Here is a 25,983-nt window from a genome sequence, read left to right as displayed (position 1 = left end):
TACGTTTGACGCTTTGGGTTGTCAAGAATTTCCCGAGGTCTTGGTGACAACCTCCGACCAGCCCTGATCGATGGCGGCCTGATTGGCGTCAAAGAACGCTTGTTGTAACCGATCATACGCTTTTTCCGCCTCAAGCATAAACACCAGGTACAACCGTACATGCTCCCGCCGGGTAAGCGCGCCACTTAAGGCGTGGCGCGCCGAGAGTTCAACCAGTTCGCGAAACCGCGGAGACTTCAAGGCCGGATTGAACTCGCTCATCCGGGCGCATTGCCACGCAAGCCCCACCTCGCCCTCCAGATGCGCGATGTGCTTGCGGGCATCCCGCAGCAGCTGCCGGCGCCGCGCCAGCAGGTCCAGATAGGACGGGCGATCCGTATACAGGGTCCGGACCAGGGGTACCCCCAACAACACAATCACCGCAAAAGCGCCAAAGCCGCCCCCGGCTAGCCAGGCCGGCACACTGCCAGTCAACCCACTCAGAAACACGGCCGCCGAGAGGCACGCCCCGAGCAGCCAGAAGTCCCGTTTTTTGCGTGCCAAGGCCAGGGCGTAATTGTCCGGCCACTCGGGCATGGCCAACAATTGGAAATCCAGCAGCACCACCCGGTCGCACTGCCGCATCATCAGGCGCCATTTGCGTTGACGGAGCCGCGCCATGTCGGCGTCGGAGGCGACGGCATCCGGGGTGTCTTCGCGATCGGCCAGATCGTCCGGAATTGCTGCTGTTTGCGCTTCAATCGTCACCGGTTCCTCCCCGGCGCTGGCCCCTGCAGGTTTGTCTGCGGGACGCCCGGGGTTCAACGTCGGCCCCATCTGGGGCCCCTGCCTCGCGTCCGGCTTGTCATTCCGTTCTACCATGCCCACGTACCTGCCACCTCTGTATACCGGTTATCGACCAACGGCGGTGCATCTTGAACGCACCGGACGGTTTCACTCTTCCCCTCTTGGCACCCACCCCTGCCGCCCGTTATGCTTGCGCCAAACAACCCGACTGTGGAGACCCTATGTTTACCGGTATTGTGCAAGGTATTGCCCGCATCGACGAGGTGGTAAGCCTGACCGGCCTCAGCACCCTGCGAATCGAGTTTCCCGATAAGCACCTCCATCGGGTGCAGATCGGTGCCTCCGTTGCCATTGACGGCGCCTGCATGACGGTCACCCGTCAGGAGGGCAGCTGTCTGCTGTTTGATGCCATGCAGGAAACCCTGGATCTGACCACGCTCGGCGAACTCAAATCGGGCCACAAGGTCAATTTCGAACGGGCGGCGCGGTTCGGCGATGAGATTGGCGGCCATATGTTGTCCGGCCATATCCATACGACCGCCCGAGTTGTCGGCATCGAGCGGCCCGAAAACAACTGCACCCTGACGTTTGAACTGCCGGAACAGTGGTTGCGCTACATTTTTCCGAAAGGATTCATAGCCATCAATGGCGCCAGTCTCACCGTGGGTACAGTGAGCGATACCGGGTTCAACGTTCACCTGATTCCGGAAACCCTGCGGGCCACCACCTTCGCAGACCTCGTCGTCGGCGACCGGGTCAATATTGAAGTGGACAGCCAGACTCAGACCATTGTCGACACCCTCGACCGACTGGGCTACACCCGGCCGGCCGGTTGAGCCTCGAACACCACAAATTTCGGATCAGCGGCGCACTGGGTAACCCGGGGGAAGTAGCGTTTCAGGGTCTTGTGATAGCCCAGATGGCGATTACCGACCACCAACAGACGGCCCGCGGGCCCCAGATGATGACTCGCCTCCCGGAACAGGCGCAGCGCTATGTGATCTCCCACGGTGCCGCCTTCATGGAAGGGCGGGTTGAGCAGGATCAGATCGAACAGCCCGGCATCCGCAGGCACTCCGTCGCTGTGATGAAACCGAGCCGCCAATGCAGGGTTGAAGGTCTGCACATTGTGCCGGGCACTCAACACCGCCTGACTCGATACGTCCGTGAAAGTGACGGCCACATCCGGCCGCTGCGCCAGCACTGAAACACCGACCACCCCATTACCGCACGCCAGATCCAGCACCCGTGCCTCTGGTGGCAGGTGTGCCACCAGACGCTGTACCTGGGGAAGAAACAAAGCGGTGCCCCGGTCCAGCCGGTCACGGGAAAACACCGCCGGCAAGGCGGTGATCGGGTCCGGCAGAGCCGCCAGCTTGTAGCCCTGCCATTCCCCCTGCCACCCGGCCAGCGTGGCTTCCCCCGCCGCGCACACTACCACCCGGGCTTTTTTACGGGCAGGCAAAACCTGCCGGGTCACTACCAGGCGCTCGAACGTCGCCGCACAGCGATCCGGCAGGTGTTTGATCATGCCCCCGGCGAGCACCTGCCCGCCCGGTCGCAATGCGCTGTTGGCCCAGCGCAGGAGGTACTCCAGATAACCCAGCTGACGGGGGATGCGCAGAACAATCAAATCGTAGCGGCCGGCACCGACGGTGGCCCAGTTGCCGGGCACCGGGGCGGCGCGACCGTTGTCGGTTGCGTTGCTCCGCAGCGCAGCAACCAGAGTGGCGCTGTCGGCAAGCACATCCGGCTTCAGCGGCTCCAGGGCCAGCGTCAGGGCCCCAAAATTATCATCCACAATCAGCACCCTGTGCTCCGGTGCTGCGTACGCCTGGGCGCTCTCGATCAGCAATTCATCCGCCGCATCCCAGGCCCGCAGACTGCGCCCCTGACTGCCGGGGCGTCGCAAGGCCAGTTTGCCGGCCGCGGTCGGCAACATCTCTGGTTCCACCGTCATCTTCCTCGGATCCTCCCCCGTCTGTCAGCGTCTGGCACGGTATACAGTAAACCGTTTGTCCTGAAACAGGACGTCGACGGGGCCGATGTGGGTGGCGATGGCATTCTGGTACGGCAAGAAGGTGTTGGCCACCAGCCGCAGTTCGCCCCCCGGTAACAGGTGACGCTTTGCCTGCTGCAAGAACCGGGTGGTCATCGAGGTGTCGGTGCGCACGCCGGCGTGAAACGGTGGGTTGGTGACGATGGTGCGGTAGCAGCCCTGCAGTTCTGCCAGCCCGTCGCCCGCAATGATGGTCCCCTGGGCCTGGGCTTGCTGGTAGCTTTTGCGGGCACAGGTGACCGCCTGGGCCTGTACGTCGATGCCGTCTACCACAAGGCCGTGCTCGCTGGTTTGTCGGGCGCGACTTTCCAGCCAGGCGCCAACCACGCCCGCGCCACAGGCAAAATCAAGCACCGGCCCTTTGACCGGATGCGACGCGAGGGTATCGAGCAGGTGGCCGGTGCCTTCATCCAGCCGGCCATCACTGAAGATGCCGGGCAGTCCCGCCACGCGGATGTCGAGGCCGGCAACACTAACGGTGTGCCAACTGAGCCAGTCGCTCACTTCCAGCGCGCGGCCGGTCTGGGCCGGGTAGCCGGCCCAGACCTGACAATGTCGGGCGCTGTCCACCTTGAGGGGCGTCGGTGCAATCGTTGCCAACACCCGGGAGGCGCTCGCGATGCCCTCTTTCTTCTCCCCGATCACCAGCACCTTGCCACCAGCGGCCAGCAACGAGGCCGCCAGCGCCAGACGCAAGGCCAGCTCAGCTTTCGCTTTGGGCATGAACACCGCCACGGTATCCAGCGTACCCAGTGCGGCCGCGGGTTCCAGATACCCGAAGACCGGCGTCCACTGGCTGGCGGCGGGCTGTTGCGCCAGTTGCTCAATCTCGCGGAAGCATCCGAAATGGTCAGTGAATACCAGCCCGCCGGGGCTCAGCCGGGGCAACACCGCCGCAGCGGTGACGCCGATCAGTGCCACACGGCCCTGCAGCTGCGCCTGGTTTTTCAGCAAGGCGGCGTGGGAGTTTGGTATCGCGGTCATCAATGGCAATATCCCGTCAGTCAAATTAATCGGGCTACTTTAACGGGATTCTGCCCCAGAGTCTCGCGGTGCCGTTACCGGTCCGGGTTACAACCGCTCAGTTGCCTCCAGCGACCGTCCCCACCAGGGGTACGTCTTCCGCCGACGGTGCACAACTGCCCTGCTCCGACGAGGCGCGCAAGGCACTCTGGGCCAGATCCGTCAACTCCCGCAGGGCCACCGAAAACATGGGGTACTCCGGTTCACGCACCCCTTTCAGTTCGGTCAGCATGACCCGCCAGCGCTCAATCATGGGCTGGAAATCCGCAAGCCAGCGAGCCACACAGGCGTCGATGTTTTCCACTTGACCCGCCCGGTTCAGCACCGCGGTGGTCAGCGCGCTCTGCTGCCAGTCCAGATCTTCCTTGAAGCTTTCCCGCGCCAGCGCCTGCCAGTGGGAACTGGGCGCCAGTTTGGTAATGGCGTCGGCAAACCAGTCCAGTTCCAGCCGATCCGCCAAACTGTAGTAGAGGTTGGCGACGTTCTTCAACGGCATGCCGGTGGTCTGATGGGCCTCGATGATGCCCAGCGCCGAGTACAGGTGGGTGGTGCCCGCCGCAACGGCCGCCAGATCCTCCGGCAGCCCCAGTTTGACCAGCACGTCATTTTGCTTCTGCCAGTCTTTCCGGGCATCGCCTTCGAGATAATCCGGCAAGTCCGCGGAGACCTCAAGAATGCTGCCCGCAAAACGGTCCAGACACCCCTGAACGTCAAGCTCGCCCCGCCGGTTGCGGATCAGCCACCGTACCGAGCGACGGATCAGACGCTTGAAATCGTTCATCAACGACATCTGCACATCGGCGGGCACTTTGAAGTCAAGCGCCTCGATTTTTCGCCACCACAGATCCAGCTGAAAGATATCGCGGGCCACAATCCAGGCTATCGCCACCGCCGCAGAGGTCGCGCCCGTCGACTGGACCAGCCGGTCCACAAAAGTGATGCCCATGTGATTCACCATGTCATTGGCAACCTGGGTGGCAATAATTTCGCGACGCAACTGGTGATTGCCCAGCTCTTTACTGAACTTTTTGGTCAGCACCGTGGGGAACCCTTTGAACAGTTCGGCCGCCAGCATGGGCTCGTCGGGCAGATCACTTTCAATGAAGGTTTGTTTCAGATCCGCTTTTACATAGGCCATCAGAATGGCCAGCTCGGGGCGGGTCAGGCCTTTTTTATCCAGTTTGCGCTCCGACAGGGTCTCATCATCAGGCAGATACTCCAGCGGCCGGTTGAGTTTCTCCTGTGCCTCGAGACTGATCATCAGACGACGATATTCTTCCGTTGATTCAGCCGCCTCCGCCTTGGCTACGCTCAAGGCCTGGGTCTGGCGATAGTTGTTGCGCAACACCAGAGCGGCCACCTCGGCGGTCATGTCTTCCAGCAACAAATTGCGCTGTTTCTGCGTCAAATCGCCACTGGCCACGGCATTATTGAGCAGGATTTTGATGTTGACTTCGTGGTCAGAGCAGTCAACCCCACCGGAATTATCAATGAAATCGGTGTTCAGTCGTCCGCCTGCCAGAGCGTATTCGATCCGGCCCAGCTGGGTCATTCCCAGGTTGCCGCCTTCACCGATGACGCGGCTGCGCACGTCACTGCCGTTTACCCGCAAAGCGTCGTTGGCCTTGTCACCGACATCGTTGTGGCTTTCATGGGTGGCTTTGATGTAGGTGCCAATGCCGCCAAACCACAACAGGTCTACCTTGGCTTTGAGGATGGCAGATATGAGCGTATTGGGCGGCACCCGATCTGCCTTGAGCTGCAACAGCGTTTTCATTTCGGGGGTGAGGGTGATGGATTTGGACGAACGGCTGAACACCCCGCCCCCCTTGGAAATCAGTTTGGTGTCGTAGTCGGACCAGGCCGACCGGGGCAGTTCGAACAAGCGCTGCCGTTCCGCGTAGCTTTGCGCCGGATCAGGGTTGGGGTCAATGAAAATATGCTGGTGATTGAAGGCCGCGACCAGCCTGGCGTTGGCGGAGCGCAACAAACCGTTGCCAAACACGTCGCCGCCCATATCCCCCACACCGACCACCGTAAACTCATCTTCCGCCGGGTTGAGCCCCAATTCCCGGAAGTGGCGTTCCACCGACACCCAGGCGCCTCTGGCGGTGATACCCACTTTTTTTGTGGTCGTAGCCATTGCTGCCGCCCGAGGCAAACGCATCACCCATCCAGAAACCGTACTCCGCCGCCAAGCCGTTGGCGATGTCGGAAAATGTGGCCGTTCCTTTATCCGCCGCGACGACCAGGTAGTGGTCGTCGCCATCATGACGTACCACCTGCTCCGGCGGCTGTATGCCGGCGTCGGTCAGATTGTCGGTGATGTCCAGCAAACCACGAATAAAGGTTTTATAGGCCGCCACACCCTCCTGCTGCCAGGCTTCACGGTCCGATGGGTCCGGCAATTGCTTGGCAACAAACCCTCCTTTGGCACCCACCGGTACAATGACCGCATTTTTGACTTGCTGCGCCTTCACCAGCCCCAGAATCTCGGTACGGTAGTCCTCGTAACGGTCCGACCAGCGCAAGCCGCCCCGGGCCACACGGCCGCCGCGCAGGTGCACGCCCTCCACCCTCGGTGAGTAGACATAAATTTCAAACATCGGCGCGGGCAGCGGCATGTCCGGGATACCCGCCGGGTCAAACTTGATGCTGATGTAGCTTTTATTTGCGCCCTCGGCATCGGTCTGATAGCAGTTGGTGCGTAACGTCGACCGCATCAGCTCCAGATACAGCCGCAGCACCCGGTCTTCACTGAGGTTCGCGACACTTTCCAGAGCGGTGTGGAACCCGGCTTCCAGCTTTTGTTCGGCGGCGCGGCGATTGTCATGGTCCGGGTAGCGGTCCGGATTAAAACGAACATCGAAAAACCTGAGCAACAGCCGCGCCAACTCCACGTGGTTTACCAGTGTGTTGGAGATAAACGTCTGGCTGTTGGAAAAACGAATTTGCCGCATGTACCGGGCGTAAGCCCGCAGCAGCGCGATCTGGCGCCAATCCATATAGGCAGACAACAGCAACCGGTTAAAACTGTCGTTTTCGGCTTCGCTGTACCACACCCGTCGGAACAGGTCTTCGAAGATGGGTTTGATGCGATGCAGATCCACCACCACCCCGCTGCCCGCATGCAGCGAGAAATCGTGGATCCACACCCGCTGACCGTTACGGTTATTGACCTCGAACGGGTGCTCCCCCAGGACCCGGAAGCCGAGATTGTCGAAGATCGGCATGATGTCGGACAGGGGCAGCGGTTCATCTGGATGGAACAGCTTGAAATGGAGCGTGTTTTCACTCTCTTCCAGAGCGCGATAAAAACTCATGGCCAATTGGTTGCGTTCCGTAGCTTCGGCAATGTGTTCCAGGTCAATGGCGGCACGGCGGGGTGAAAACATTTCCTGGTAACCCGCCGGGAAACCCTGCCGGTAGAGCCGGTACAGCTCGTTCCCGTATTCTTCTCCGTAGGCTTCATTGAGCGATTCAGCGAGGCCGTCAAACCAGGACTGGGCGAGTCCGATCATGCGTTCCTGCAGTTCGTCCACCGGCAGTTCACGGTGCTCGACCTGACGCACCCGGATCGTGAACTGCACCCGTGCCAGTACGGATTCGGAAAAGTGGGTTACGAACTCGATGTCTTCCGCCTCAAGGCGCTCAAGCAGCATTTGCTCGACACGCAGCCGCAGCTCCGTGGTGTAGATATCCCTGGGGAAGTACGCGAGGCAGGTCACAAACTGGCCGTAGACATCCTCCCGCATGAACAGCTTCATGCGGCGCCGTTCCTGGATATGCAGAATGTCCAATGCATTGGCCAGCAGTTCCTGCTCACCGATCTGAAACAGATCGTCGCGGGGGTACACATTAAGAATCTGCTCAAGCTCCTTACCCGAATAATCGTCGCGCAGGAAGCCGGACTGCTCCATGACCGCTTCAAACTTGCGCCGCAGCAGTGGTATGTCGGTCAACCGTTCGTTGTACGCCCGCGAGGTGTACAGTCCGAGCAGGCGCCGTTCGCCGACCACCTCGCCCTGGTCATTGAACTTTTTCACGGCGATATAGTCCGGGTAGGCGGGCCGGTGCACCCGGGAGCGCTGGGACGATTTGGCAAAAATGAAGATATTGTCGGTGCGGGTCATTTCATAACGGGTGCGCTGGGGCAGTTCATTCAGCAATACCTTGGCGGGTCGTTCGTTGTTCACCCGTAAAATGCCCAGCTCGGATTTGGCCACCCGGCGCACGACCGTGTCGTCCGGGGAGGTCAGAAAATCGTATTCGTCGTACCCCAGAAACGTAAAGTGGTCACTGACCAGCCATTCGAGAAAAGCCTGAGCTTCGCTCCGGTCCTCATCGCTGATCTTGGCCACGGTGGTGTTCAGCTCCTCCAGCATGCCAGCCACCTTGTCCTTCACCAGCGGGAAGTCTTCCACCGCAATGCGCACTTCGTGGAGTACCCGGCTCAGCTCCTCTTCAAGAACTTTCCGATCCTGCGGATCACTGTGACGGTCGATTTCCAGTACAATGAAGGCCTCGTAATCAGGCTTGGAACTCTTGAGCTTGCCGCCGCGCAGTTTCTTGAGCTGGCCGGTCCGGTCCCGGTCTGCCTGTACGATGCAGTGATTGATGGAATGGGTACGCACTTCCCGTTGATTGATGGCAATGCGCAGCGAATCAATCAGAAAGGGAATATTGGGGTGCAGGATAAAGATAATGGTGTGAGGTGACTGCCAGCCGTCGCTTTCCAGGTCCGGATTGAACACCGCCACCGGCGCTTCATCCGGCTGGCGTTTTTGCAGAAACTGCCAGGCAGCCAGAACCGCCCCGTAGGTGTCCGAAAAGTGCCTGGTCAAGAGTTCGTCCAAGGGCACATGATCGAGCAGCCGAACGGCAAAATCATTGATCCGTTTTGCTTCCTTCGCTTCGATTTTTTGCTCGACCGCCGTCCTCAGCTGCTCAAAAAACTGATCTTTGCTGGCCACCGTGCGCACATTCATAGTCAACCTCTGAATAGTGTGAAAGGACCGTAATAAAACCGGCGAACATCGTGGCTGATGAGCAACCACGCGCTGTTACTGCAGAGCGCTTTTCTGCACAGGCTCCAAAAAACAACACGACTGTCACACAAGCATAGTCAAGCCCTTGATTTTTGCAGCTCTTGCCCACAAAACTAGTGCTGCTTCGTCATCAACCTATTCGGGCCAAGAGGCATCTATTGTCCATGTCGTTACAGCCAACCTTCAGTGAGTTGCAAGCTCAGCTCAAACAACGTGTCATCGGTCAGGAGCGCCTGGTTGAGCGCTTGTTGATAACCCTTCTGGCGGACGGCCACCTGCTGGTTGAGGGAGCACCGGGTCTGGCCAAAACAACCGCGGTAAAAGCCCTGGCCGATCACCTGCAGGGTGATTTCCACCGGATCCAGTTCACCCCGGACCTGTTGCCCTCTGACGTGACCGGCAGCGAGATATACCGTCCCGAAACCGGACAGTTCGAGTTCCAGCGTGGCCCCATCTTCCACAACCTGGTGCTGGCCGATGAAATCAACCGGGCACCCGCCAAGGTTCAGTCGGCGCTGCTGGAAGCCATGGGGGAGCGACAGGTCAGTGTGGGCCTCCGTACCTTCGCGCTTGATCGTCTGTTTATGGTTATGGCGACCCAAAACCCCATCGAACAGGAAGGCACCTACCCCCTGCCGGAAGCCCAGCTGGACCGGTTCATGATGCAGGTGTTGATTGGCTACCCCGATGCCGCTTCCGAACGGGCCATTCTTCAGCTGGCACGCAACGATTACCGGATGGGCCAGCCGCAAGCGACCGTCCGGATCAGCGCTGAGCAGGTGTTTGCAGCGCGTCAGGCGGTGGCGGACGTGTACATGGCGGAGGCCGTTGAAGACTATGTGCTGGCGCTGATTCTCGCCAGTCGCGATGCGGCGGCACTCGATCCGGAGCTGGCCCGCTGGATTGCCTACGGGTCCAGCCCCCGGGGAACCATTGCGCTGGACCGGTGTGCCCGCGCGCTGGCCTGGTTGCAGGGCCGGGATTATGTCACCCCCGACGATGTGCGCGCGATGGCGTTTGATGTGCTGCGCCACCGGCTGCTGCTGACCTTCGAGGCGGAGGCCGAAGGGGTCACTACCGATCAGGTCATTCAGCGGCTGATTGAGCACCTGCCGGTAGCCGCGTGAGTCTGACATGCCCGCCCTGATCGCCACCGACCAGTCCACCCGCATCGGTCTCACCAGACTGATCAGCCTGCAGGCCGACGCGCGGGCGTTACGCCTGCCCCCGGCCAGCAGCGTCCGCCGCCAGGCCGGTGCCCGCCGGTCACCCCACCGGGGCCGGGGCATGGTGTTTTCGGAAGTCCGTCCCTATCAGCCCGGTGACGACATCCGCAGCATTGACTGGCGGGTGACAGCACGGCGTCAGGCTCCCCACACCAAACTCTTTGAAGAAGAAAAAGAACGGCCGGTGTTGCTGATCTGCGATCTCGGACCCAGCATGTTTTTCAGCAGCACCGGGGCCTACAAACAGGTTCGCGCGGCACAGCTGACCGGCATTCTGGCGTGGCTGACCCTCTGGTCCGGTGACCAGGTGGGCGGCATCGTCTTCAATCAGGATCAGATTGTGACCCAGCGTCCGGCACGCCGGAAGAAGTCGGTGCTGGAGTTGCTCGGCACCCTGGCTGCCTTGCAACAAGACGGGACCGACACGGGCCGGTCGCGGTCCGCTCTGGCCCTCGACACCGCGTTGCAGGAGGCACGGAGGGTCAGCCATACCGGCAGCCGGGTCTTTGTGATCAGTGATTTTATGCGCGTCACGGATGACACCCCCAGTCTGCTGGGTGCGCTGTCGCAACACAACGACGTTACGGCTGTTCGCATCGTCGATCCGCTGGAGCGCCACCTGCCCGACAAGGGGCGGTTTGCCGTCGCAAGCCCCGAGGGTCCCGTGTGGTTCGATGGCGCCAACCCTGAATTCCAACGGGCCTTCCAGCACCGGGTACGCACACACGAAGCCCGTTTGACGCGGTGTTTTTCGGCGACCGCGACCCACCATCACACCGTATTTACCGACGAGGACCCGGCCCCGGCGCTGCAACAACTGCTGGGCCCACGGGGAACCATCGGGTAGCCGGGAGCCGCATGATGACACCAGACCCCCTCAGCCAGCTGCGAGACATCCACCTGCCCATGCCCGGCGGCGTCTGGCCGCCCGCCCCCGGCTGGTGGTTGTTGGCCGCTGTGCTGCTTGTGATTATCTGGGTCCTGGTCGTGCGGTTGAGGCGCCACTACCGCCGTAATCGCTGGCTCAAAGCGGCGAAGGCTGAACTTAACCGCCTGCATGAGGCACAGGTTTTCGACACTGCCTGGTTTGGCGAGCTCAACGGTCTGCTCAAACGCTGCGCCCGCACCCGCTACCCCGAGCGTCAACCGCACAGCCTCAGTGGCCGGGCCTGGGGGGAGTTTCTGCTGCAAACCGGCGGGCACACCCCTCCTCTGTGCACCGCGGTCATTGACGCGATGGTGGCCGCCAGCTGGCAAGCCACGCCTGAGTGTGATCCGCAGCAGGCGCTTGCCCAGGCGCGTCTCTGGCTCCGGAGACAGCGATGTTGACGCTGGCTTATCCCTGGTTGTTGCTGCTGCTGTTGCTGCCGCTGCCCTTGCTGTACAAACGTCGGTCGATCCGACCGGTGGCGGCACCCGCCATGCCGGTCGGTCACTGGCTGGCCGATTTGCCCGGGGTCAGCAAAACCGGCCACCGCAGCCCCCGCTGGCAACAATTGATGCTGCTGACTGCCTGGGGCCTGCTGGTAGTGGCCATAGCCCGGCCACAGCAGGTGGGCGATGCTGTCGACCTGCCGGTGAGCGGGCGTGACTTGTTGCTGGCGGTGGATTTGTCGCCCAGCATGCAGGAGCGGGACATGGTCTGGCAGGGGCGCAGCATTAATCGTTTACACGCGGTGAAAGCGGTGGTCAACGATTTCATCAGCCAGCGCGAAGGCGACCGCTTGGGTTTACTGTTATTTGCCACCGAGGCCCATATGCATGTCCCCCTGTCGTTCGACCACGCCACCCTCGCCACCCTGCTGGACGAGGCGGAAATCGGCATGGCCGGGCGCGCCACCGCGATCGGCGATGCCATCGGCCTGGCGGTCAAACATCTCCGTGACCGTCCCCAGGAGCAACGGGTGGTAATTTTGCTCACCGACGGGGCCAACACCGCCGGGGCAGTGACCCCCGACAAAGCCACCGAAATCGCCGCCGCGACGGGCGTGCGCCTCTACACCATCGGCATAGGCGCTGAAACCATGATCCAGCGTGGCTTGCTGGGACCGAGACGCGTCAATCCGTCCGCTGACCTCGACGAACCGCTGCTGATACGCATGGCGGAACAGACCGGGGGCCGCTACTTCCGGGCACGCAATCTGGCGGAACTGGAAAGTATCTACGCCAGCATCAACCAGCTGGAGCCCATTGAACTGGAGGGTCAATCCTACCGCCCGACCGATGAGCTGTATGTCTGGCCGGTGGCCGGGGCATCGCTGTTATGGCTGCTGTCCCTGTTGCTGCGCAGCATCGGTCACGTTGCATGGAGGCGAACCCGTGACTGAGTTTCATTTCCTGCGGCCCTGGTGGTTGCTGGCGTTGATGTTCCTGCCGCTGCTGCCTTGGTTGTTACGCCACGGGCTCAGACAGGACAGTGGCTGGCGCCGGATCATTCCACCCCACCTGCTGGCCCCGCTGGTCGGCGCCCGGGGCCAGCCCGCCGCTACCGGCCGTGTCGCCGGGGTGCTCCCGGTCTTGATGATCGCCTTGGGTGCTGTCACCCTGGCGGGACCGGCCTGGCGCGAGGCACCCACGCCTCTGCAGCAGCAAAACGACAACCTGGTGATCGTCCTCGACTTGTCGCTGTCCATGCTGGCAACCGACGTCAGCCCCGACCGCCTGACCCTGGCCAAACGCAAAATTCGGGATCTTCTCGAAGCCCGGCCGGGCAGCCTGACTGCGCTGGTGGTGTACGCAGCTGATGGCCATGTGGTCACCCCCCTGACCGACGACCGGCGCACCATCGAAGGCATGCTCGTGGCACTGGATCCGTTCACTATGCCCGCTGCGGGTAACCGTGCGGATCTCGGTGTCGCCCGGGCCGTCACCTTGCTGGATCAGGGCGCTCGCGGCCAGGGGCGTATTGTTCTGATCGCCGATGACCTTGCGGACACCTACGCCCAGCGGATTGAGCGGCAGCTTGCCAAAACACCCTATACCTTGAGTACGCTGGTGGTAGGCACTGAAGAGGGCGGCCCCATGCCCCTGCCGAAACACGGCTTCATCCGTGACAACGACCGGATTGTGATGGCGCAGGCCCGCCCCGCCGCACTGGCGGCCCTGGCCCGTGCCAGCGGGGGAGCCAGTCATGCCCTGACACTGGATGACCGCGATATCCGTGCACTCCGGTTGCGTTCGGCCGACAGCGACAACTGGCAACAGACCGAACGCCAACTGACCGTAAGCCGCTGGCAGGATGACGGTTATTGGCTGCTCTGGCTGTTGCTGCCGCTGACCCTGTGGAGTTGGCGCCGAGGCACACTGCTACTTCTGTTGGTTGTGCTGCTACCGGCGCTGCCACGGCCCTCCCTGGCCCTGGATTGGGCCGGTCTGTGGGCACGACCCGACCAACGCGGCTCGGACCTCATCGAACAGGATCCGGAACAGGCGGCCCGCCGGTTTACGGATCCCGCATGGAAAGGAAGCGCGCTCTACCGGGCCGGCGAGTACGCGGCCGCCGCCGAGCAATTCGGCTTGCAAGACCATGCCGATGCGCACTATAACCGGGGTAATGCGCTCGCCCGGGCGAACCGTCTGGAAGAAGCCCTGCGCGCCTATCAGACTGCTCTGAAAAAGGAGCCGCGTCATGCCGACGCCCGGGCCAATGCAGAGCTCGTGCAATCACTGCTTGAACAGCAACAGGACCAACAGGGCCAGGAGGGCCAGGAGGGCGAACCCCAGCCGGGGGACGCCAGTCAGGCCGGGCAGGACAATCAGCGGTCCACAAACGGTGACTCTGAATCACAGCCAGGCCAGTCACCTGCCCCGTCGGCGCCCGACAGCCCGGCAGGTTCCCCCCCCGATGTGGCAGAAGGCGATGCCCCCGGCAGTTCCGACGAGCCTGATGGCGTGCCTGCCAAGCCCCCCGCCGCAGACTCCCCTCGGGGCGGCGACGCAGGGGCAGCAGACCAGCCGGCTGACCTGACCCCCTCGCCACTCAACCAGGAACAGGAGCAATGGCTGCGCCGGATACCGGACCACCCCGGCAGTCTGTTGCAACGCAAATTTCTGCAGCAGTACCAGTCCCGCAAGACGCAACCAGACGAGAGTGATACACCATGGTAATACGGCAGTTGTTAACCCTGGCGCTCGTGTTGTTGTGGGCCTCGGCGACCCTCGCCCAGACCACCCTGACCGTGGAGCCCAGCCGCACCGAATTGCATGAAACCGAAACCCTGACCCTTACGGTCACCGGCACGCTGGCACTGTCACGGAATCCCGGCGGCGTGTTCGACCTGAACCTGGCCGAGTTGCCGTCACCCGACCTCAGCGGGCTGGAACACCACTTCAAAATCCTGTCCCGCAATCAGCAATACAGCATGCGCACCGTCAATGGCCAGTCAAGTGGCGAGCTTGTCTGGACCTATCACCTGGCCCCCCTCAGCAGCGGCGAGTTGCTGATTCCTCCGCTCACCTTCAAAGGGGCCACCTCCAGCGCCCACACCATTTCGGTCAAACCCGGCGCGCCTGCCACCGGCGGCGCACCGGGGGAGCGTCAGGCGTTTATTGAATTGGTTGCAGATAAAGACTCGGTCTATGTGCAGGAGCAGCTCCGGCTCACCGTACGTCTGTATTTCAGCGGTAATCTGCTGCAGGGAGAACTCAGCGAGCCCTCCCATGCCAGTGCGTTGATTGAACCCCTGGGCAAGCAGCGTGAATTCCGCCGTTTTCGGGATGGGCGTGAGTACCGCGTGGTCGAGCGTCGCTACGCGGTGTTCCCACAGCAGGTCGGGGAGTTCTCGCTCGCTCCCATTGAATTTCAGGGCCAGGTGAGAGACCCGTCCGGACGGCTCCAGTTCCTTCGGGACAGCGCCCGGTTTTTCGATGTGCCGGTCAAAGCCCCCCCGGGCAGCTTCAGCGGGGACACCTGGTTACCGGCCCGCAGCCTGACTCTCACCGAGTCCGGCATTCCCGATGGCCTGTCGCTGCAGCAAGGCGACAGTCTGACCCGGACGCTGACCCTGAGGGCCGAGGGTCTGACCGCGGAAGTGCTCGCCGTGCCCGAAACCGGCGGCACCGCCGGGCTGAAGAGCTACCCGGAGCAGCCCCGGCGCGTGACCGATCGCGACCTTGACGGCCTCACTGGCACCCTGATTACTGAGTCCGCCCTGGTCGGCGTGACGGCGGGCACCACCACCCTGCCGGAAATCCGCATTCCCTGGTGGGACACCACCACCGATAGTGAACAGCTGGCGATTCTGCCTGCCAAAACCATCACCATTGTCGCGGCTCCCCCAACCCCCACCGCAGCGCCACAACCCACCGACGGCAGCGGCGCCGGCGAACTGCCATCCGGGAGCACGGCGGACAACGGGGTGCCGGCGGTATCCCATCGATGGCTCTGGCTTGCGGCCATCATGGGCGCCGGCTGGCTGGTTACCCTGTTGTTGTGGGCACGACAGGTCCGGCGTCCGGCACCCGTCCGTACGGCCCTGATGGACGACCGCGAGCCGCAGCTGTACGCGGAATTGACTGCGGCGGCGAAAAGCGGGGAAGCCCGGGTGTTCAGTCTCCTGCCCGCATGGATGGGCCTGCGGGTAGCGGGAGCAACCTTTACCAGCGTCAATGACGTGCTTGCCTGGGCGGACGATCCGCAGCTGAGGACAGCGATCCAGCGGCTGGAACGGCGGGTGTTCGGGGCGCACCAGCAACCCGCTGCCGGCCCGTGGGACGGTCAAGAATTGGTGAACGGGTTGCAACGGTTGCGGGCACACCAGCCGGCGGCCCGCGCGCAATCGTCCGGGCTGCTGCCACCGCTGTACCCGCCGGCGCTCACCGACCGGCGCTGAACCGGCCGGCCGAGAGGGACCGGGTTAGCGCAGACGCTGATCGATCACGATGCGAGTGTCCGGCCCGGAGTCGTCCGTCACCTCCAGCAAGTCGGCCGCTTGTCCCTGCCAGTCGCCCGGTTGTGCCGACGGGTTGCCCGACCGGCTTAGGCGAGCCACCACCCGCACTCGCTCCGCGTCCGACAGGCGGGCGCTCGGGGTCATGTTGTAACGGTCATCCAGGCGCAGGGTGTGCGGCAAGTCGGCTGCGGTCAACCGGGCGACCGCCAACGGGGGGGCACTGCTATTTCCCGGCTGGCGGGCGAACACAAACAAGACCGTATCATCGGGTACTTCCGCCGCAAACGCATCCGCCAGCTCAATAGTGACGGTGACGCCGGCTGCGCTGACCGCGTCCGGGCGATCCACCGCTGCATCCGGCATCGCCCGGCCAAGATTCGCATACGCCTGTTTGATACCCTCGCGAATGGATTCCAGTTGTGGATGATCCGGCGCCACGGCAACGATGCGCTCCCAGTACTGGATGGCGTCCTCATAGCGCTGCTCGCCGAATGACCGGATACCTAAAAGTCCCAGTGCATTCACTTCGTCCGGATTGAGAGCCCGGGCTGTGTCCACCGCACCGTTCACCGCGGCGGTCCACTCGCCCCGACTGTCGAAAAACCGGGCCTGGGCCACCAGCCCCCAGGCCGCTGCCCGGGCGCCGGCTTCATCCACCTGCTCCGCCAGGCGTTCAAAAGCCCAGGCGGCGTCGGCGTATTGTTCAATGCGCATGTAGGAGCGCGCCAGCATGGCCCAGCCGTCCGGGTTGGCGGGACTGGCTTCCAGGCGCTGTCGCAACTGCTGGGTCAGTTCCACCATCTGCGCCATGCGGCCAGCCCCGGTGGCCGACATCTCGGTCATCGTCTGCCACTGCTCCAGCCGTTCCATGGCCCCCCATTGCTGGTACAGATACACCGCCGCGGCCGGCACCAGCAACACACTCGCCAGTACCACCACTATGGCTGCGGTGCGGCGCGAATCCACCGCACGGGGGGCGGTTTCCAGTCCGGACACGTCGTCCAGCAAGCCCCCCGCCAGCTCGTCTTTCAGTTGCTGGTAGTTGTCGTCATCCACCAGGCCGGCGGCATACTCGGTATCCAGTTCCGCCAGCCGGGAGCGGTAGGCCATCAGGTTGTGGTTGCGCAAATCGGACTGGGCCCGTTTTGCCGCGCGGTTAAAGAACAACGGGTAGAGAATGAACGCCAGTGCCAGTGCCACCAGCAAAGTTGCGGTAAGCCAAAACGTGGTTGTCATAAAAAGCCATTGGTTGATCAGTAAAGCGGGTGAACTTACGGCTTCGGATTGCCGTCTTCCAGTATCTGTTGCGCCCGTTGACGCTCTTCATCCGTCAGGGTAGCCGTCGCTTGGGGTTGACGTTTAGCGCGCACCACCGTGCCGATGACCACCAGCAAGCCGATCAACACCACGATGATGGGAGTGGTCCACAGCAAGGCGGTGCGGCGGTCAAACTGGGGTTTGTAGCGGACAAACTCACCGAAACGGGCGATCAGGGCTTCAAAGACTTCTTCATTGCTGGCGCCGTCGCGCACCATCCGATAGGTCTCGTCACGCATATCCTGCGCAATGGGGGCGTCCGAATCGGCAATGTTCTGGTTCTGGCACTTGGGGCAACGCAACTCCGCCAGCAGCCCCTGGAAGCGCTCCCGTTCCTCCGCCGTGGCTAACGGATAGACTTCCGTCGCGGCCAGCAGACTGCTCGGCAGGAGGGCCACCAGAATGAATAAAAAGATGAGATTACGCATCAACCTTGCTCCTGATATTGGCGTACCACCGGTTCCAGCAGCTCCCGCCAGACCTGCTCTGTCACCACGCCCACATGACGAAAGCGCACAATGCCGTCACCGTCGATCACGTAGGTTTCCGGGGCACCGTACACCCCCAGATCAAACCCCACCCGGCCTGCCGGGTCATACAGGGTAACCGCGTAGGGGTTACCCAGACCGCTCAGCCACTGCAACGCCAGATCCCGTTGATCCTTGTAGTTGAGCCCGACAATGCGCACCCCTTCGCTGCGAGCCAGACGTACCAGCTCGCCATGCTCGTCCCGGCAGGCCGGACACCAGGTACCCCAGACGTTCAGCAAAGATACCTGGCCCTTGAATACTTGCTCGTCCAGCTGTTCCCCGGGCGCCAGCAAATTGGTCAACTCGAAGGCCGGTACCGGCTTGCCGATCAAGGCCGACTCGAGATGACTGGGGTCTTTACCGATGCCGGCAAACAACACCATCCCAAGGGTGACCGCCAAAATGACCGGAATGAACAGTAATAAGCGCTTCACGACCGCGCCTCCACAACCGGGCCGCCAGCTGCGAGTGTCCCCGGCTGGCCGGCGGTGACCGGTGCTGTTTGCCCGGCCCGGTCGCGAATCCGGTACCGCCGATCGGCAACCGCCAGGCAACCGCCCAGCGCCATCAACAGCGCCCCCAACCAGAGCCAGCGAATCAACGGCTTGTATTGCACCCGTACCGCCCAGGCGTCATCGGCCACCTGCTCGCCTACGGCGATGAACAAATCGCGGAACAGGCCCGCATCTATGCCCGCTTCAGTCATGGTGCTGCGCTGCACCAGATACTGGCGTTTCTCGGGATACAGGGTGGCCACCCTGCGGCCATCGGCGGTGATCTCAAAGCGGCCGTACTGAGCGGTGAAGTTGGCCCCCTGGCGTTGCCCCACCTCGGTGAAGGTGAACTGATAACCCGCCAGTTCGTAACTGTCGCCCACAGACATGCGCACATCCCGCTCAATCCCGTAATTGGACACCACCGTGGCACCGGCCATGGTCAGAGCCAGCCCGATATGGCCGAGTACCATGCCGTAGTAACTTCTGGACTGACGGCGCAGACCGTGCCAACGCCCCTTGCGGGAAACCGACTTCTGCCACAGATCGGCCAGCGTGGCCACCACCACCCAGGAGGCAGACAGGCAACCGAAGAAGGCCCAGGGGTTGAAATCACCGTGGGCCAGCATCACCGCGGTAGCCACAATCACACTGATCGCCGCGGGCCACAGCAGCTTGCGCCCCAGCCAGCCACCGTCGGTTTTTTTCCAGCGGGAGAAAATACCGGCCCCTACCAAAAAGCCGACTGCGATGGCCAGGGGACTGAAGGTCAGGTTGAAAAACGGTTCGCCGATGGACAGGCGCCCCATGTCCAGATAATCCAGCACCAGCGGATACAGGGTGCCCACCAGCACCAGCAAGGTGGCTGCCACCAGCAACACGTTGTTGAGCAACAGGAATACTTCCCGCGACAGAGCCTCGTACTGGGTGCGGGCGTGCACCACCGGGGCACGGAACGCATACAGCGCCAGGCTGGACACCACGGTAATGGCCAGCAGCGCCAACAGGAAGGTCCCGCGCGTGGGGTCGGAGGCAAACGAATGCACCGACGTCAGTACTCCCGAACGCACCAGAAACGCGCCCAGCAGACTCAGAGAAAAGGTGACAATGGCCAGCAATACGGTCCAACTCTTGAACACGCCGCGTTTTTCGGTCACCGCCAGAGAGTGCATCAGTGCGGTCCCCGCCAGCCAGGGCAACAGGGAAGCGTTTTCCACCGGATCCCAGAACCACCAGCCCCCCAGCCCAGCTCGTAGTAGGCCCACCAGCTGCCCAGCGCAATCCCCATGGACAGGAACGCCCAGGCCACGGTGGTCCAGGGGCGGGTCCAGCGCGCCCAGGCCGCATCCAGACGTCCATTGATCAATGCCGCAATGGCGAACGCGAACGCCACCGAAAAACCCACATAGCCCATATAAAGCATGGGCGGGTGCACGATCAGGCCAAAATCCTGCAACAGCGGGTTCAGATCGGCGCCATCAGCGGGCACATTGGGGAGGAGCCGATCAAACGGATTCGACGTGAGCAGAATAAACAACAGGAAACCCACGCTGACGATGCCGAGCACCGCCAGGACCTGAGCAATCATCACCGCAGGCAGGCGCCGGCTGAACACCGAAACCGCCAGGGTCCACCCGGCCAGCATCAACATCCACAACAGCAAGGAGCCCTCATGGCCCCCCCAGACCGCACTGAATTTATAATACCAGGGCAGCAGGCTGTTGCTGTTGTTGGCCACGTACGCCACGGAAAAATCGTCGGTCATGAACGCATGGGTCAGAAACACAAAGGATATGGCGACAAACACAAACTGCCCCGCAGCCAGTGGACGGGCGAACGCCTGCAGACTGTCACGGCCGCTGAGCGCCCCAACCAAAGGCACGACCGCCAGCAACACGGCGATCAACAGTGCCAGAATCAGCGCGAAATGACCTACTTCCGGATACATAATTCCCCCTTGCTAAAGCCTCGTCGTGGCTGCGCTCAGTAGCCCGCGCTGGATGTGGTGGCGGCCGCCGCTTTTTTGGCTTCGGCACGCTGGATCGCCTCGTGCACTTCCGGTGGCATATAGTTCTCGTCGTGCTTGGCCAGTACCTGATCCGCCACAAAGGTGCCGTCGGCGCGCAGCCGCCCCATGGCCACTATGCCCTGCCCTTCGGCAAACAGATCCGGCAATATGCCTTCGTATTCCATGGCCACGGACGAGCTGAAATCGGTGACCCGGAAGCGCACCAGCAAGCTGTCTTCATCCCGGCTCACCGAGCCGTCTTCCACCATGCCCCCCGCCCGTATGCGCACGTCATGGGGTGCCTCACCGGAGGCTATCTGGCTGGGATCGTAAAACAGATTGATATTCTGTCGAAACGCATAGGTGGCCAGTCCCACGGCCAGCCCCAGTCCTGCGACCAGAAAAAGGATGATGGTTAACCGTTTTTTTCGTACCGGATGCATGTAAAAAATCACTCTGCGTCAAGATGGATGAATGCGTGAAAAGCTTGCGGCGGGAGTTCCGCTCCCGTCGGTTGCCGTGTGAGCGTCAGCGCTGGCCTGCCGGCGCTCGGCGCGCAGCTGGGCATGGTACTGCTGGCGAATGACCGCAGTGCGTTGCTTCAGCGACCACCACGCCAACCCCACCAGGGCCAGGGTGAACACGGCGTAACAGGTCCATACATAGGGCCCATGCCCTTCCATAAACAGAAAGGCCGCGAACGAGTCAAACTGCATAACCTTTAAACCCCTTGAGACCTGACCAGTGCTCGGACCCAACTGGTGCGGTGTTCACGCACCAGAATCCCGGTTTGCATGCGCACACAGGTCAGCCAGCCAAACAACAAATACAACCCGACAACCGACAGCAACAATGGCGCCCACATTTCCACCGGCATGCTGGGACGTTTCGTCAACGTAAAGGTGGCCGGTTGGTGCAGGGTGTTCCACCAGTCAACGGAATACTTGATGATCGGAATGTTCACGACCCCGACCAGTACCAGCACGGCAACCGCCCGCGCCGACGACTTTTCGTCGGCAATGGCCCGTCCGAGAACGATTACGCCGCAATACAGAAACAGCAGTATCAGCATGGAGGTCAGGCGTGCGTCCCACACCCACCAGGTGCCCCAGGTCGGCTTGCCCCACACGGCGCCGGTAAACAGGGCCAGGAACGTCAACAGCGCGCCAACCGGTGCCATGGTCTGCACGAACACATCCGCCAGTTTCATTTTCCACACCAACGTGACCACCGCCGCCGACGCCATCATCAGATACACCGACTGGGCCAGAAACGCACTGGGAACGTGAATGAAAATAATGCGGTAGCTGTTGCCCTGCAGATAATCCTGGGGTGCAAAGGCCAGCCCCCAGACCAGCCCGGTCAGCAACAGGACCAGGCCCGTGCCCAGCAGCCAGGGGATCAGCCGGGAGGCTATGTCAAAAAACCATTTCGGGGAACCGAATTTATGAAACCATCGCCACATGGACATGAGGCCACTACCCTCTTCTTAACTGTTCGACAGACTGATGCGCAACGCGGCCGCTGACGCAAACGGCGCCAAGGTAACCGACAGCACCAGAAATGCCCCCATGAGTGCCAGATAGGCCCCCACCGAGGCACCTCCGGCGGCCGCCGCTACGGTGCCGGTACCAAAAATCAGCACCGGGATGTACAGAGGAATGATGAGCAGCGATAACAATACACCGCCCGACCTCAGTCCCAGAGTCAGCGCCGCACCTACCGAACCGATAAAACTCAACACCGGTGTGCCGATCAGCAACGTTAGACATAATATCGCTATGGAGTTCCCCTCAAGGTGCAGCATCACCGCCAGCACCGGGGCGAGCAGCACCAGTGGCAAGCCGGTCACCAGCCAATGGGCCAGAGTCTTCGCCAGCACCAGCAAGTAGAGTGGCTGTGGCTGCAGCACCAGTTGTTCCAGGGTACCGTTGTCAAAATCATGACGGAACAGGTGATCCAGCGACAGCAGCGTCGACAACAGCGCCGCCACCCAGAGAATCCCGCTGCCGGACTGGCGCAAAAAAGATTCCTCCGGACTGACCCCGAGGGGAAACAGGGTCACCACCATCATAAAAAACAGCAGCGGGTTCAATAAATCCTGCGGTTGGCGGAAACTGGCCTGCAAATCCCGCCGCACCACCCCGCCCATGGCAGCCACCACCCCCACGGGTACGGTGGTTGCAGCCTGCAACTTTGCGGTCATACAGCCACCTTGTCCGGAACCAGCCGGATTCTCTGCATGCCGGGCACCTCCAGATCGTGGTGAGTGGTCACCACCACGGCACCGCCTCGCTGGGCATGATCGCTCAGTAACCGTTCCAGCGCCGCGACGCCATGGGTATCCAGCGCGGTAAACGCTTCATCCAGAATCCACAGGGGCTCGTCCGAGATCAACAGTCGGGCCAGGGCCACGCGCCGCTGCTGGCCCGCCGACAACTGGCTGCAGGGGACGTCCTCGTAGCCCGCCAACCCGGTTCCCGCCAGGGCGGCACGCAGCGTGGCAGCCGACACGGCGTGACGGCCCGCCATCAGCGCGGCCAGGTTTTCCTGTGCGGTCAAGGCGGCTTTAATACCCGTCCGGTGGCCGATGTACAACAGATTGCGCTGAAACATTTCCCGCTGTGCGGCTCTGGGGGCGCCCAGCCAGTGCACCTCGCCGCTGTAGTTTTCGTTGAGCCCGGCCAATATTCGCAACAGTGTGGTTTTTCCCGCGCCATTCGGACCCTCGACACGGGTCAGGGTCGCGGGCATTATGGTCAGGGACAGGTCATCAAACAGAACCCGTCCGTCACGTTCACATTGTAGATTGGTCGCCTGTAATAGCGGCTTGGACATCAGCGCCTCAAAGCATGCGGTCTGACCACACCAGCAGACCAGAAATTGACAACACAGCAGACAGCCCCGTCTGGACCGGGCCGGCTGGACAACACGTTTTCCAGCGCGGCACAGTATAACGAAAGCGCGACAAGATTACTCTTTTCTGACATCGATTCGACACCATGAAACTACCGGACACACAGCCACCCCCGCCTGCCGGGCTTCATACGGAACGCGGTACGCGCAGTGCGGCCCCGCCGGCAGCCAATGCCGAGCTGCTGGCGGTCGCCCGCCGGCAGCTGGACCAGCTTGACCTGGTGCACCAGCAGACGGTAACGGCCCGGGTTACCGAGGTGTTGGTCACCCGCAAGGGCTTGCCGGAACAGCTCACTCTGGATATTCAGGGGCGCAGTCTCAGGGTGCAGGCCGCGCTTGGCGACACCGCCCTTGAAGCCGGTGATCTGGTCAGACTGATGCGTTCCCACAATGAGCTGCAGCTGATTGGCAAGCTGGCCGCAACCAGCCACCAGCAAGTGGCACAGGCGCTGGCCCAAAGATTAGCCTGGCAGCACCGGCCGGACACTGCGCTGGCCCAGCTGCTCGCCGCTGTGGATCAGGGGGTCAGAACGCCAACGTCGGCGCCGGGCACGCCACCACAAGCTTTGCCCGTCGAGGTTCGGCAAGCAATTCAGGGGTTGCTGGCCCTGGTGCCCGGCAGCACGGAGTTGACGTCCGAGGCGGGCAATACGGGGACCCGATCGGGGCTGATTAAACAATGGCTGAAGGGCAGCGGGTTGTTCGCCGAGTCGCAGCTGGTGCGCACACCCGAGACAGCAACCACGGACACCAAGTTCGCCATAGGGCGTATTATCACCGCGTTGCTTGCCAGCCAGCAGGCGCCCCCGACAGAGTTCAACCGCCTCACGCCCCTGGCCAGCCACGAGCTGGTCCAGGCCCCCCTGCAATTTCCCAACACCCTGCCAGCGCCCGCGCCGATGGCCTCACACCCGCCCCCCACTGCAGGGCAACTGCTCAAACTGATGGCGGGCGTGCTGAACCGGCTCACCGTCAATCAGTTACACAGCCAGATTCTGAGTACCCGTGGAAGCAGTGACGGCCCCGCCCAAGCCACCTGGCTATTCGATTTGCCCTGGCTGTCCCCTCTGGGGGAACCGAAGCTGGCACAGATCCGCATTGAGCACCAGGACCACCGCGGACCGCAGACGTCCGCAGCCCGCGCCACAGTGACCGAGTGGTACCTGAACCTGGCCCTGGAACCGGACCATACCGGCCCGCTGCATTTCGAGGTGAGACTTCGACAGGAATCGGTGTCTGCCCGGGTGTGGGCGGAGCGGCCGGCGACCCTCAGACGCATCCACGACGGGTTACCGGCGTTGCGTCAGGGGCTTGGTGCGCTTGGTCTGGAGGTGGGAGAGGTGGACTGTAAACAGGGTAGCCCGCACAACCGACGCACCCAACTGGAACAACGAATGGTGGACACCAAAGCATGAGCACACAATCCAGGGCCCCGGCGGCGGTGGCACTCACTTACGGGGGCCAGACCGCGCCAACCATCAGCGCCACGGGCACCTTCGAACTGGCCGACGAAATCGTCCGGATTGCCCGGCAACACGGCGTGCCCCTGTATGAGAACCCGGAACTGGCTGGCCTGCTGTCCCGCCTCGCCCTGCACGACGAGATTCCTGAAACCCTGTATCAGGTGATCGCCGAAATTCTGGCCTTTGCCTTTCATTTGCAGGGCAAAACACCGGACGATCCGGTCTGATCGGTCGCCGCTCAGGCAACCTGTTTGCGTTTCAGCGCAGAGACCAACTCGGCTTCCGGGCGTGAAATGCCACAGGTGTTCATCAGATCGTCAATATCCGCGCCGAGTTCGACCAATCGTGACGCTTCATCGTAGGTCACCCGCAGCGGATCATTCTGGCGCATTTCCTCCAGCGTCCGACGCAACTCATGCAGCTGACGCTCACAGTCAACGATTCGGTGCCCCATGCCAACGTTGCCACTGACGTTGGCATGCAGTTCCCGCCCCAGCAGATCACAGCGCTGTTTGAGCTGCGCCTCCAGCGCCAGGATGCGGCGACGGGACACCACAATGTGCACCAGCAAAAGCGCGCCGACCCCGGCGGCAAGCAGTAAAGGTAAATGGGTTGCCCATGGTGCCAACATAATGGCCACTCCTCCGGTTCAAGATTCCACGCCTGGGTGACTGTCGGGCAACTGATTCCAGCTATTGGCCGTGTTACAGCGCCGCGATCTCATCCCATTCGTGCTCTGACAGCATTTTGTCGAACTCAACCAGAATGATGAGTTCGCCATCCTTGTTGCACACGCCCTGGATAAACTTCGCGCTTTCTTCGTTACCCACGTTCGGTGCAGTTTCAATTTCGCTGGCCTTGAGATACATCACTTCCGCAACCGAATCGACCAGAATCCCCATCACCTGATCCGCCGACTCCATGACCACGATGCGGGACGCATCGGTAATGCTGGCTTCGGCAAGACCAAACCGGGTGCGCGTATCAATCACCGTGACCACATTGCCCCGCAGGTTAATGATGCCGAGCACGTATTCCGGAGCCCCCGGTACCGGCGCTATCTCGCTGTAACGCAACACCTCCTGGATCTGCATCACATTGATGCCGTAGGTTTCCTCATCCAGACGGAAGGTTACGTACTGCAGTACGCGATCGCTCAAATCCTGACTCTGTTGTCCGATTGCGGATGTCATATTGCTGTATCTCCTCGGCAGGTCACCAG

Annotated in this window: 22 protein-coding genes and 2 pseudogenes; 9 read left to right on the top strand and 15 right to left on the bottom strand. The window is 62.0% G+C overall.

The genetic code is table 11. The annotated features are described in order from the left end of the window. Positions 1–21 precede the first annotated feature (21 nt). Positions 22–861: a hypothetical protein gene (locus BG841_RS12025; RefSeq protein WP_070057879.1), complete on the bottom strand. Its 840-nt coding sequence runs from the start codon at positions 859–861 to the stop codon at positions 22–24. A 146-nt stretch (positions 862–1,007) separates the two neighbouring features. Between BG841_RS12025 and BG841_RS12020 the strand changes: the two genes are divergently transcribed. After that, the gene (locus BG841_RS12020) at positions 1,008–1,622 is read left to right on the top strand and encodes a riboflavin synthase (protein ID WP_070057878.1); all 615 of its coding nucleotides are present in this window, start codon (positions 1,008–1,010) and stop codon (positions 1,620–1,622) included. Here BG841_RS12020 and BG841_RS12015 read toward each other — a convergent pair. The 3 genes and pseudogenes from BG841_RS12015 to BG841_RS12005 all read right to left on the bottom strand — a co-directional run bounded on the left by BG841_RS12015 (position 1,601) and on the right by BG841_RS12005 (position 8,856). Continuing rightward, the gene (locus BG841_RS12015; RefSeq protein WP_198929187.1) at positions 1,601–2,746 is read right to left on the bottom strand and encodes a class I SAM-dependent methyltransferase; all 1,146 of its coding nucleotides are present in this window, start codon (positions 2,744–2,746) and stop codon (positions 1,601–1,603) included. The two genes, BG841_RS12020 and BG841_RS12015, sit on opposite strands and share 22 nt — an antisense overlap. Before the next feature lie 24 nt (positions 2,747–2,770). Further along, complete coding sequence (locus BG841_RS12010; RefSeq protein WP_070057877.1) at positions 2,771–3,829, bottom strand: methyltransferase; 1,059 nt, start codon at positions 3,827–3,829, stop codon at positions 2,771–2,773. 97 nt (positions 3,830–3,926) lie between these two features. Then, positions 3,927–8,856, bottom strand: a pseudogene (locus tag BG841_RS12005) (NAD-glutamate dehydrogenase). 224 nt (positions 8,857–9,080) lie between these two features. Here BG841_RS12005 and BG841_RS12000 point away from each other — a divergent pair. Genes BG841_RS12000 through BG841_RS11975 form a run of 6 tightly spaced genes read left to right on the top strand, consistent with a single transcriptional unit; the run spans position 9,081 to position 15,973 of the window. After that, positions 9,081–10,043 (top strand): AAA family ATPase, encoded by a 963-nt coding sequence (locus BG841_RS12000; RefSeq protein WP_070057876.1) that lies wholly within the window; start codon positions 9,081–9,083, stop codon positions 10,041–10,043. A gap of 7 nt (positions 10,044–10,050) precedes the next feature. After that, complete coding sequence (locus tag BG841_RS11995) at positions 10,051–10,989, top strand: DUF58 domain-containing protein (RefSeq protein ID WP_070057875.1); 939 nt, start codon at positions 10,051–10,053, stop codon at positions 10,987–10,989. A gap of 14 nt (positions 10,990–11,003) precedes the next feature. After that, positions 11,004–11,471 carry a DUF4381 domain-containing protein gene (locus tag BG841_RS11990; protein WP_228141653.1) on the top strand — a complete coding sequence of 156 codons (468 nt, stop codon included), beginning with the start codon at positions 11,004–11,006 and terminating at the stop codon, positions 11,469–11,471. After that, a complete protein-coding gene (locus BG841_RS11985; RefSeq protein WP_070057873.1) occupies positions 11,465–12,469 on the top strand; it encodes a vWA domain-containing protein in 1,005 nt (334 codons plus the stop codon). Before BG841_RS11990 ends, BG841_RS11985 begins: the two co-directional genes overlap by 7 nt. Beyond that, the gene (locus tag BG841_RS11980) at positions 12,462–14,249 is read left to right on the top strand and encodes a VWA domain-containing protein (protein ID WP_228141652.1); all 1,788 of its coding nucleotides are present in this window, start codon (positions 12,462–12,464) and stop codon (positions 14,247–14,249) included. Before BG841_RS11985 ends, BG841_RS11980 begins: the two co-directional genes overlap by 8 nt. Beyond that, positions 14,243–15,973, top strand: a complete 1,731-nt coding sequence (locus tag BG841_RS11975; RefSeq protein ID WP_070057872.1) for a BatD family protein — start codon at positions 14,243–14,245, stop codon at positions 15,971–15,973. The genes BG841_RS11980 and BG841_RS11975 overlap by 7 nt, the downstream gene beginning before the upstream one ends. A gap of 24 nt (positions 15,974–15,997) precedes the next feature. On the opposite strand, the gene ccmI is transcribed toward BG841_RS11975, so the two are convergent. The 9 genes and pseudogenes from ccmI to ccmA form a co-directional block, all read right to left on the bottom strand. After that, the gene (gene ccmI / locus BG841_RS11970) at positions 15,998–17,269 is read right to left on the bottom strand and encodes a c-type cytochrome biogenesis protein CcmI (RefSeq protein WP_070057871.1); all 1,272 of its coding nucleotides are present in this window, start codon (positions 17,267–17,269) and stop codon (positions 15,998–16,000) included. Positions 17,270–17,304: 35 nt separating this feature from the next. Further along, entirely contained in the window at positions 17,305–17,778 is a 474-nt protein-coding gene (locus BG841_RS11965; RefSeq protein WP_070057870.1) for a cytochrome c-type biogenesis protein, read from the bottom strand. Further along, on the bottom strand, positions 17,778–18,314 hold the full coding sequence (locus BG841_RS11960) for a DsbE family thiol:disulfide interchange protein (protein WP_070057869.1): 537 nt from the start codon (positions 18,312–18,314) through the stop codon (positions 17,778–17,780). Before BG841_RS11960 ends, BG841_RS11965 begins: the two co-directional genes overlap by 1 nt. Continuing rightward, positions 18,311–20,322: pseudogene (locus BG841_RS11955) on the bottom strand (heme lyase CcmF/NrfE family subunit). Before BG841_RS11955 ends, BG841_RS11960 begins: the two are co-directional and overlap by 4 nt. Positions 20,323–20,357: 35 nt before the next feature. Next, on the bottom strand, positions 20,358–20,825 hold the full coding sequence (gene ccmE / locus BG841_RS11950) for a cytochrome c maturation protein CcmE (protein WP_070058808.1): 468 nt from the start codon (positions 20,823–20,825) through the stop codon (positions 20,358–20,360). Between the two features lie 18 nt (positions 20,826–20,843). Continuing rightward, complete coding sequence (gene ccmD, locus BG841_RS11945) at positions 20,844–21,098, bottom strand: heme exporter protein CcmD (protein WP_070057868.1); 255 nt, start codon at positions 21,096–21,098, stop codon at positions 20,844–20,846. A 5-nt stretch (positions 21,099–21,103) separates the two neighbouring features. Then, the gene (locus BG841_RS11940) at positions 21,104–21,847 is read right to left on the bottom strand and encodes a heme ABC transporter permease (protein WP_070058807.1); all 744 of its coding nucleotides are present in this window, start codon (positions 21,845–21,847) and stop codon (positions 21,104–21,106) included. Between the two features lie 24 nt (positions 21,848–21,871). Further along, positions 21,872–22,588, bottom strand: a complete 717-nt coding sequence (gene ccmB / locus BG841_RS11935) for a heme exporter protein CcmB (RefSeq protein WP_070057867.1) — start codon at positions 22,586–22,588, stop codon at positions 21,872–21,874. Then, a complete protein-coding gene (ccmA, locus tag BG841_RS11930) occupies positions 22,585–23,220 on the bottom strand; it encodes a cytochrome c biogenesis heme-transporting ATPase CcmA (protein ID WP_070057866.1) in 636 nt (211 codons plus the stop codon). Before ccmA ends, ccmB begins: the two co-directional genes overlap by 4 nt. Before the next feature lie 164 nt (positions 23,221–23,384). Here ccmA and BG841_RS11925 point away from each other — a divergent pair, with 164 nt between their 5' ends. Both BG841_RS11925 and BG841_RS11920 read left to right on the top strand, forming a co-directional pair. Continuing rightward, a complete protein-coding gene (locus BG841_RS11925; protein WP_083260255.1) occupies positions 23,385–24,713 on the top strand; it encodes a flagellar hook-length control protein FliK in 1,329 nt (442 codons plus the stop codon). After that, entirely contained in the window at positions 24,710–24,988 is a 279-nt protein-coding gene (locus tag BG841_RS11920) for an EscU/YscU/HrcU family type III secretion system export apparatus switch protein (RefSeq protein WP_070057865.1), read from the top strand. Before BG841_RS11925 ends, BG841_RS11920 begins: the two co-directional genes overlap by 4 nt. An 11-nt stretch (positions 24,989–24,999) precedes the next feature. On the opposite strand, the gene BG841_RS11915 is transcribed toward BG841_RS11920, so the two are convergent. Next, entirely contained in the window at positions 25,000–25,392 is a 393-nt protein-coding gene (locus BG841_RS11915; protein WP_070057864.1) for a DUF2802 domain-containing protein, read from the bottom strand. 73 nt (positions 25,393–25,465) lie between these two features. Continuing rightward, positions 25,466–25,954, bottom strand: a complete 489-nt coding sequence (locus tag BG841_RS11910; RefSeq protein ID WP_070057863.1) for a chemotaxis protein CheW — start codon at positions 25,952–25,954, stop codon at positions 25,466–25,468. Between the last annotated feature and the right edge of the window lie 29 nt (positions 25,955–25,983).

Source organism: Marinobacter sp. X15-166B (assembly GCF_001752365.1).
In the GTDB taxonomy this organism is placed as follows: Bacteria; Pseudomonadota; Gammaproteobacteria; order Pseudomonadales; family Oleiphilaceae; genus Marinobacter.
Note: the sequence above shows the minus strand (reverse complement) of the source record. Positions and strands in the feature narration are given on the sequence as shown.

Excerpts from the sequence above, each read along its gene's own strand:
- BG841_RS12025 (WP_070057879.1), bottom strand. The coding sequence starts at position 861 with ATGGTAGAACGGAATGACAAGCCGGACGCGAGGCAGGGGCCCCAGATG.
- BG841_RS12020 (WP_070057878.1), top strand. The coding sequence starts at position 1,008 with ATGTTTACCGGTATTGTGCAAGGTATTGCCCGCATCGACGAGGTGGTA.
- BG841_RS12015 (WP_198929187.1), bottom strand. The coding sequence starts at position 2,746 with ATGACGGTGGAACCAGAGATGTTGCCGACCGCGGCCGGCAAACTGGCC.
- BG841_RS12010 (WP_070057877.1), bottom strand. The coding sequence starts at position 3,829 with ATGACCGCGATACCAAACTCCCACGCCGCCTTGCTGAAAAACCAGGCG.
- BG841_RS12000 (WP_070057876.1), top strand. The coding sequence starts at position 9,081 with ATGTCGTTACAGCCAACCTTCAGTGAGTTGCAAGCTCAGCTCAAACAA.
- BG841_RS11995 (WP_070057875.1), top strand. The coding sequence starts at position 10,051 with ATGCCCGCCCTGATCGCCACCGACCAGTCCACCCGCATCGGTCTCACC.
- BG841_RS11990 (WP_228141653.1), top strand. The coding sequence starts at position 11,004 with ATGACACCAGACCCCCTCAGCCAGCTGCGAGACATCCACCTGCCCATG.
- BG841_RS11985 (WP_070057873.1), top strand. The coding sequence starts at position 11,465 with ATGTTGACGCTGGCTTATCCCTGGTTGTTGCTGCTGCTGTTGCTGCCG.
- BG841_RS11975 (WP_070057872.1), top strand. The coding sequence starts at position 14,243 with ATGGTAATACGGCAGTTGTTAACCCTGGCGCTCGTGTTGTTGTGGGCC.
- ccmI (WP_070057871.1), bottom strand. The coding sequence starts at position 17,269 with ATGACAACCACGTTTTGGCTTACCGCAACTTTGCTGGTGGCACTGGCA.
- BG841_RS11965 (WP_070057870.1), bottom strand. The coding sequence starts at position 17,778 with ATGCGTAATCTCATCTTTTTATTCATTCTGGTGGCCCTCCTGCCGAGC.
- ccmE (WP_070058808.1), bottom strand. The coding sequence starts at position 20,825 with ATGCATCCGGTACGAAAAAAACGGTTAACCATCATCCTTTTTCTGGTC.
- ccmD (WP_070057868.1), bottom strand. The coding sequence starts at position 21,098 with ATGCAGTTTGACTCGTTCGCGGCCTTTCTGTTTATGGAAGGGCATGGG.
- BG841_RS11940 (WP_070058807.1), bottom strand. The coding sequence starts at position 21,847 with ATGTGGCGATGGTTTCATAAATTCGGTTCCCCGAAATGGTTTTTTGAC.
- ccmB (WP_070057867.1), bottom strand. The coding sequence starts at position 22,588 with ATGACCGCAAAGTTGCAGGCTGCAACCACCGTACCCGTGGGGGTGGTG.
- ccmA (WP_070057866.1), bottom strand. The coding sequence starts at position 23,220 with ATGTCCAAGCCGCTATTACAGGCGACCAATCTACAATGTGAACGTGAC.
- BG841_RS11925 (WP_083260255.1), top strand. The coding sequence starts at position 23,385 with ATGAAACTACCGGACACACAGCCACCCCCGCCTGCCGGGCTTCATACG.
- BG841_RS11920 (WP_070057865.1), top strand. The coding sequence starts at position 24,710 with ATGAGCACACAATCCAGGGCCCCGGCGGCGGTGGCACTCACTTACGGG.
- BG841_RS11915 (WP_070057864.1), bottom strand. The coding sequence starts at position 25,392 with ATGTTGGCACCATGGGCAACCCATTTACCTTTACTGCTTGCCGCCGGG.
- BG841_RS11910 (WP_070057863.1), bottom strand. The coding sequence starts at position 25,954 with ATGACATCCGCAATCGGACAACAGAGTCAGGATTTGAGCGATCGCGTA.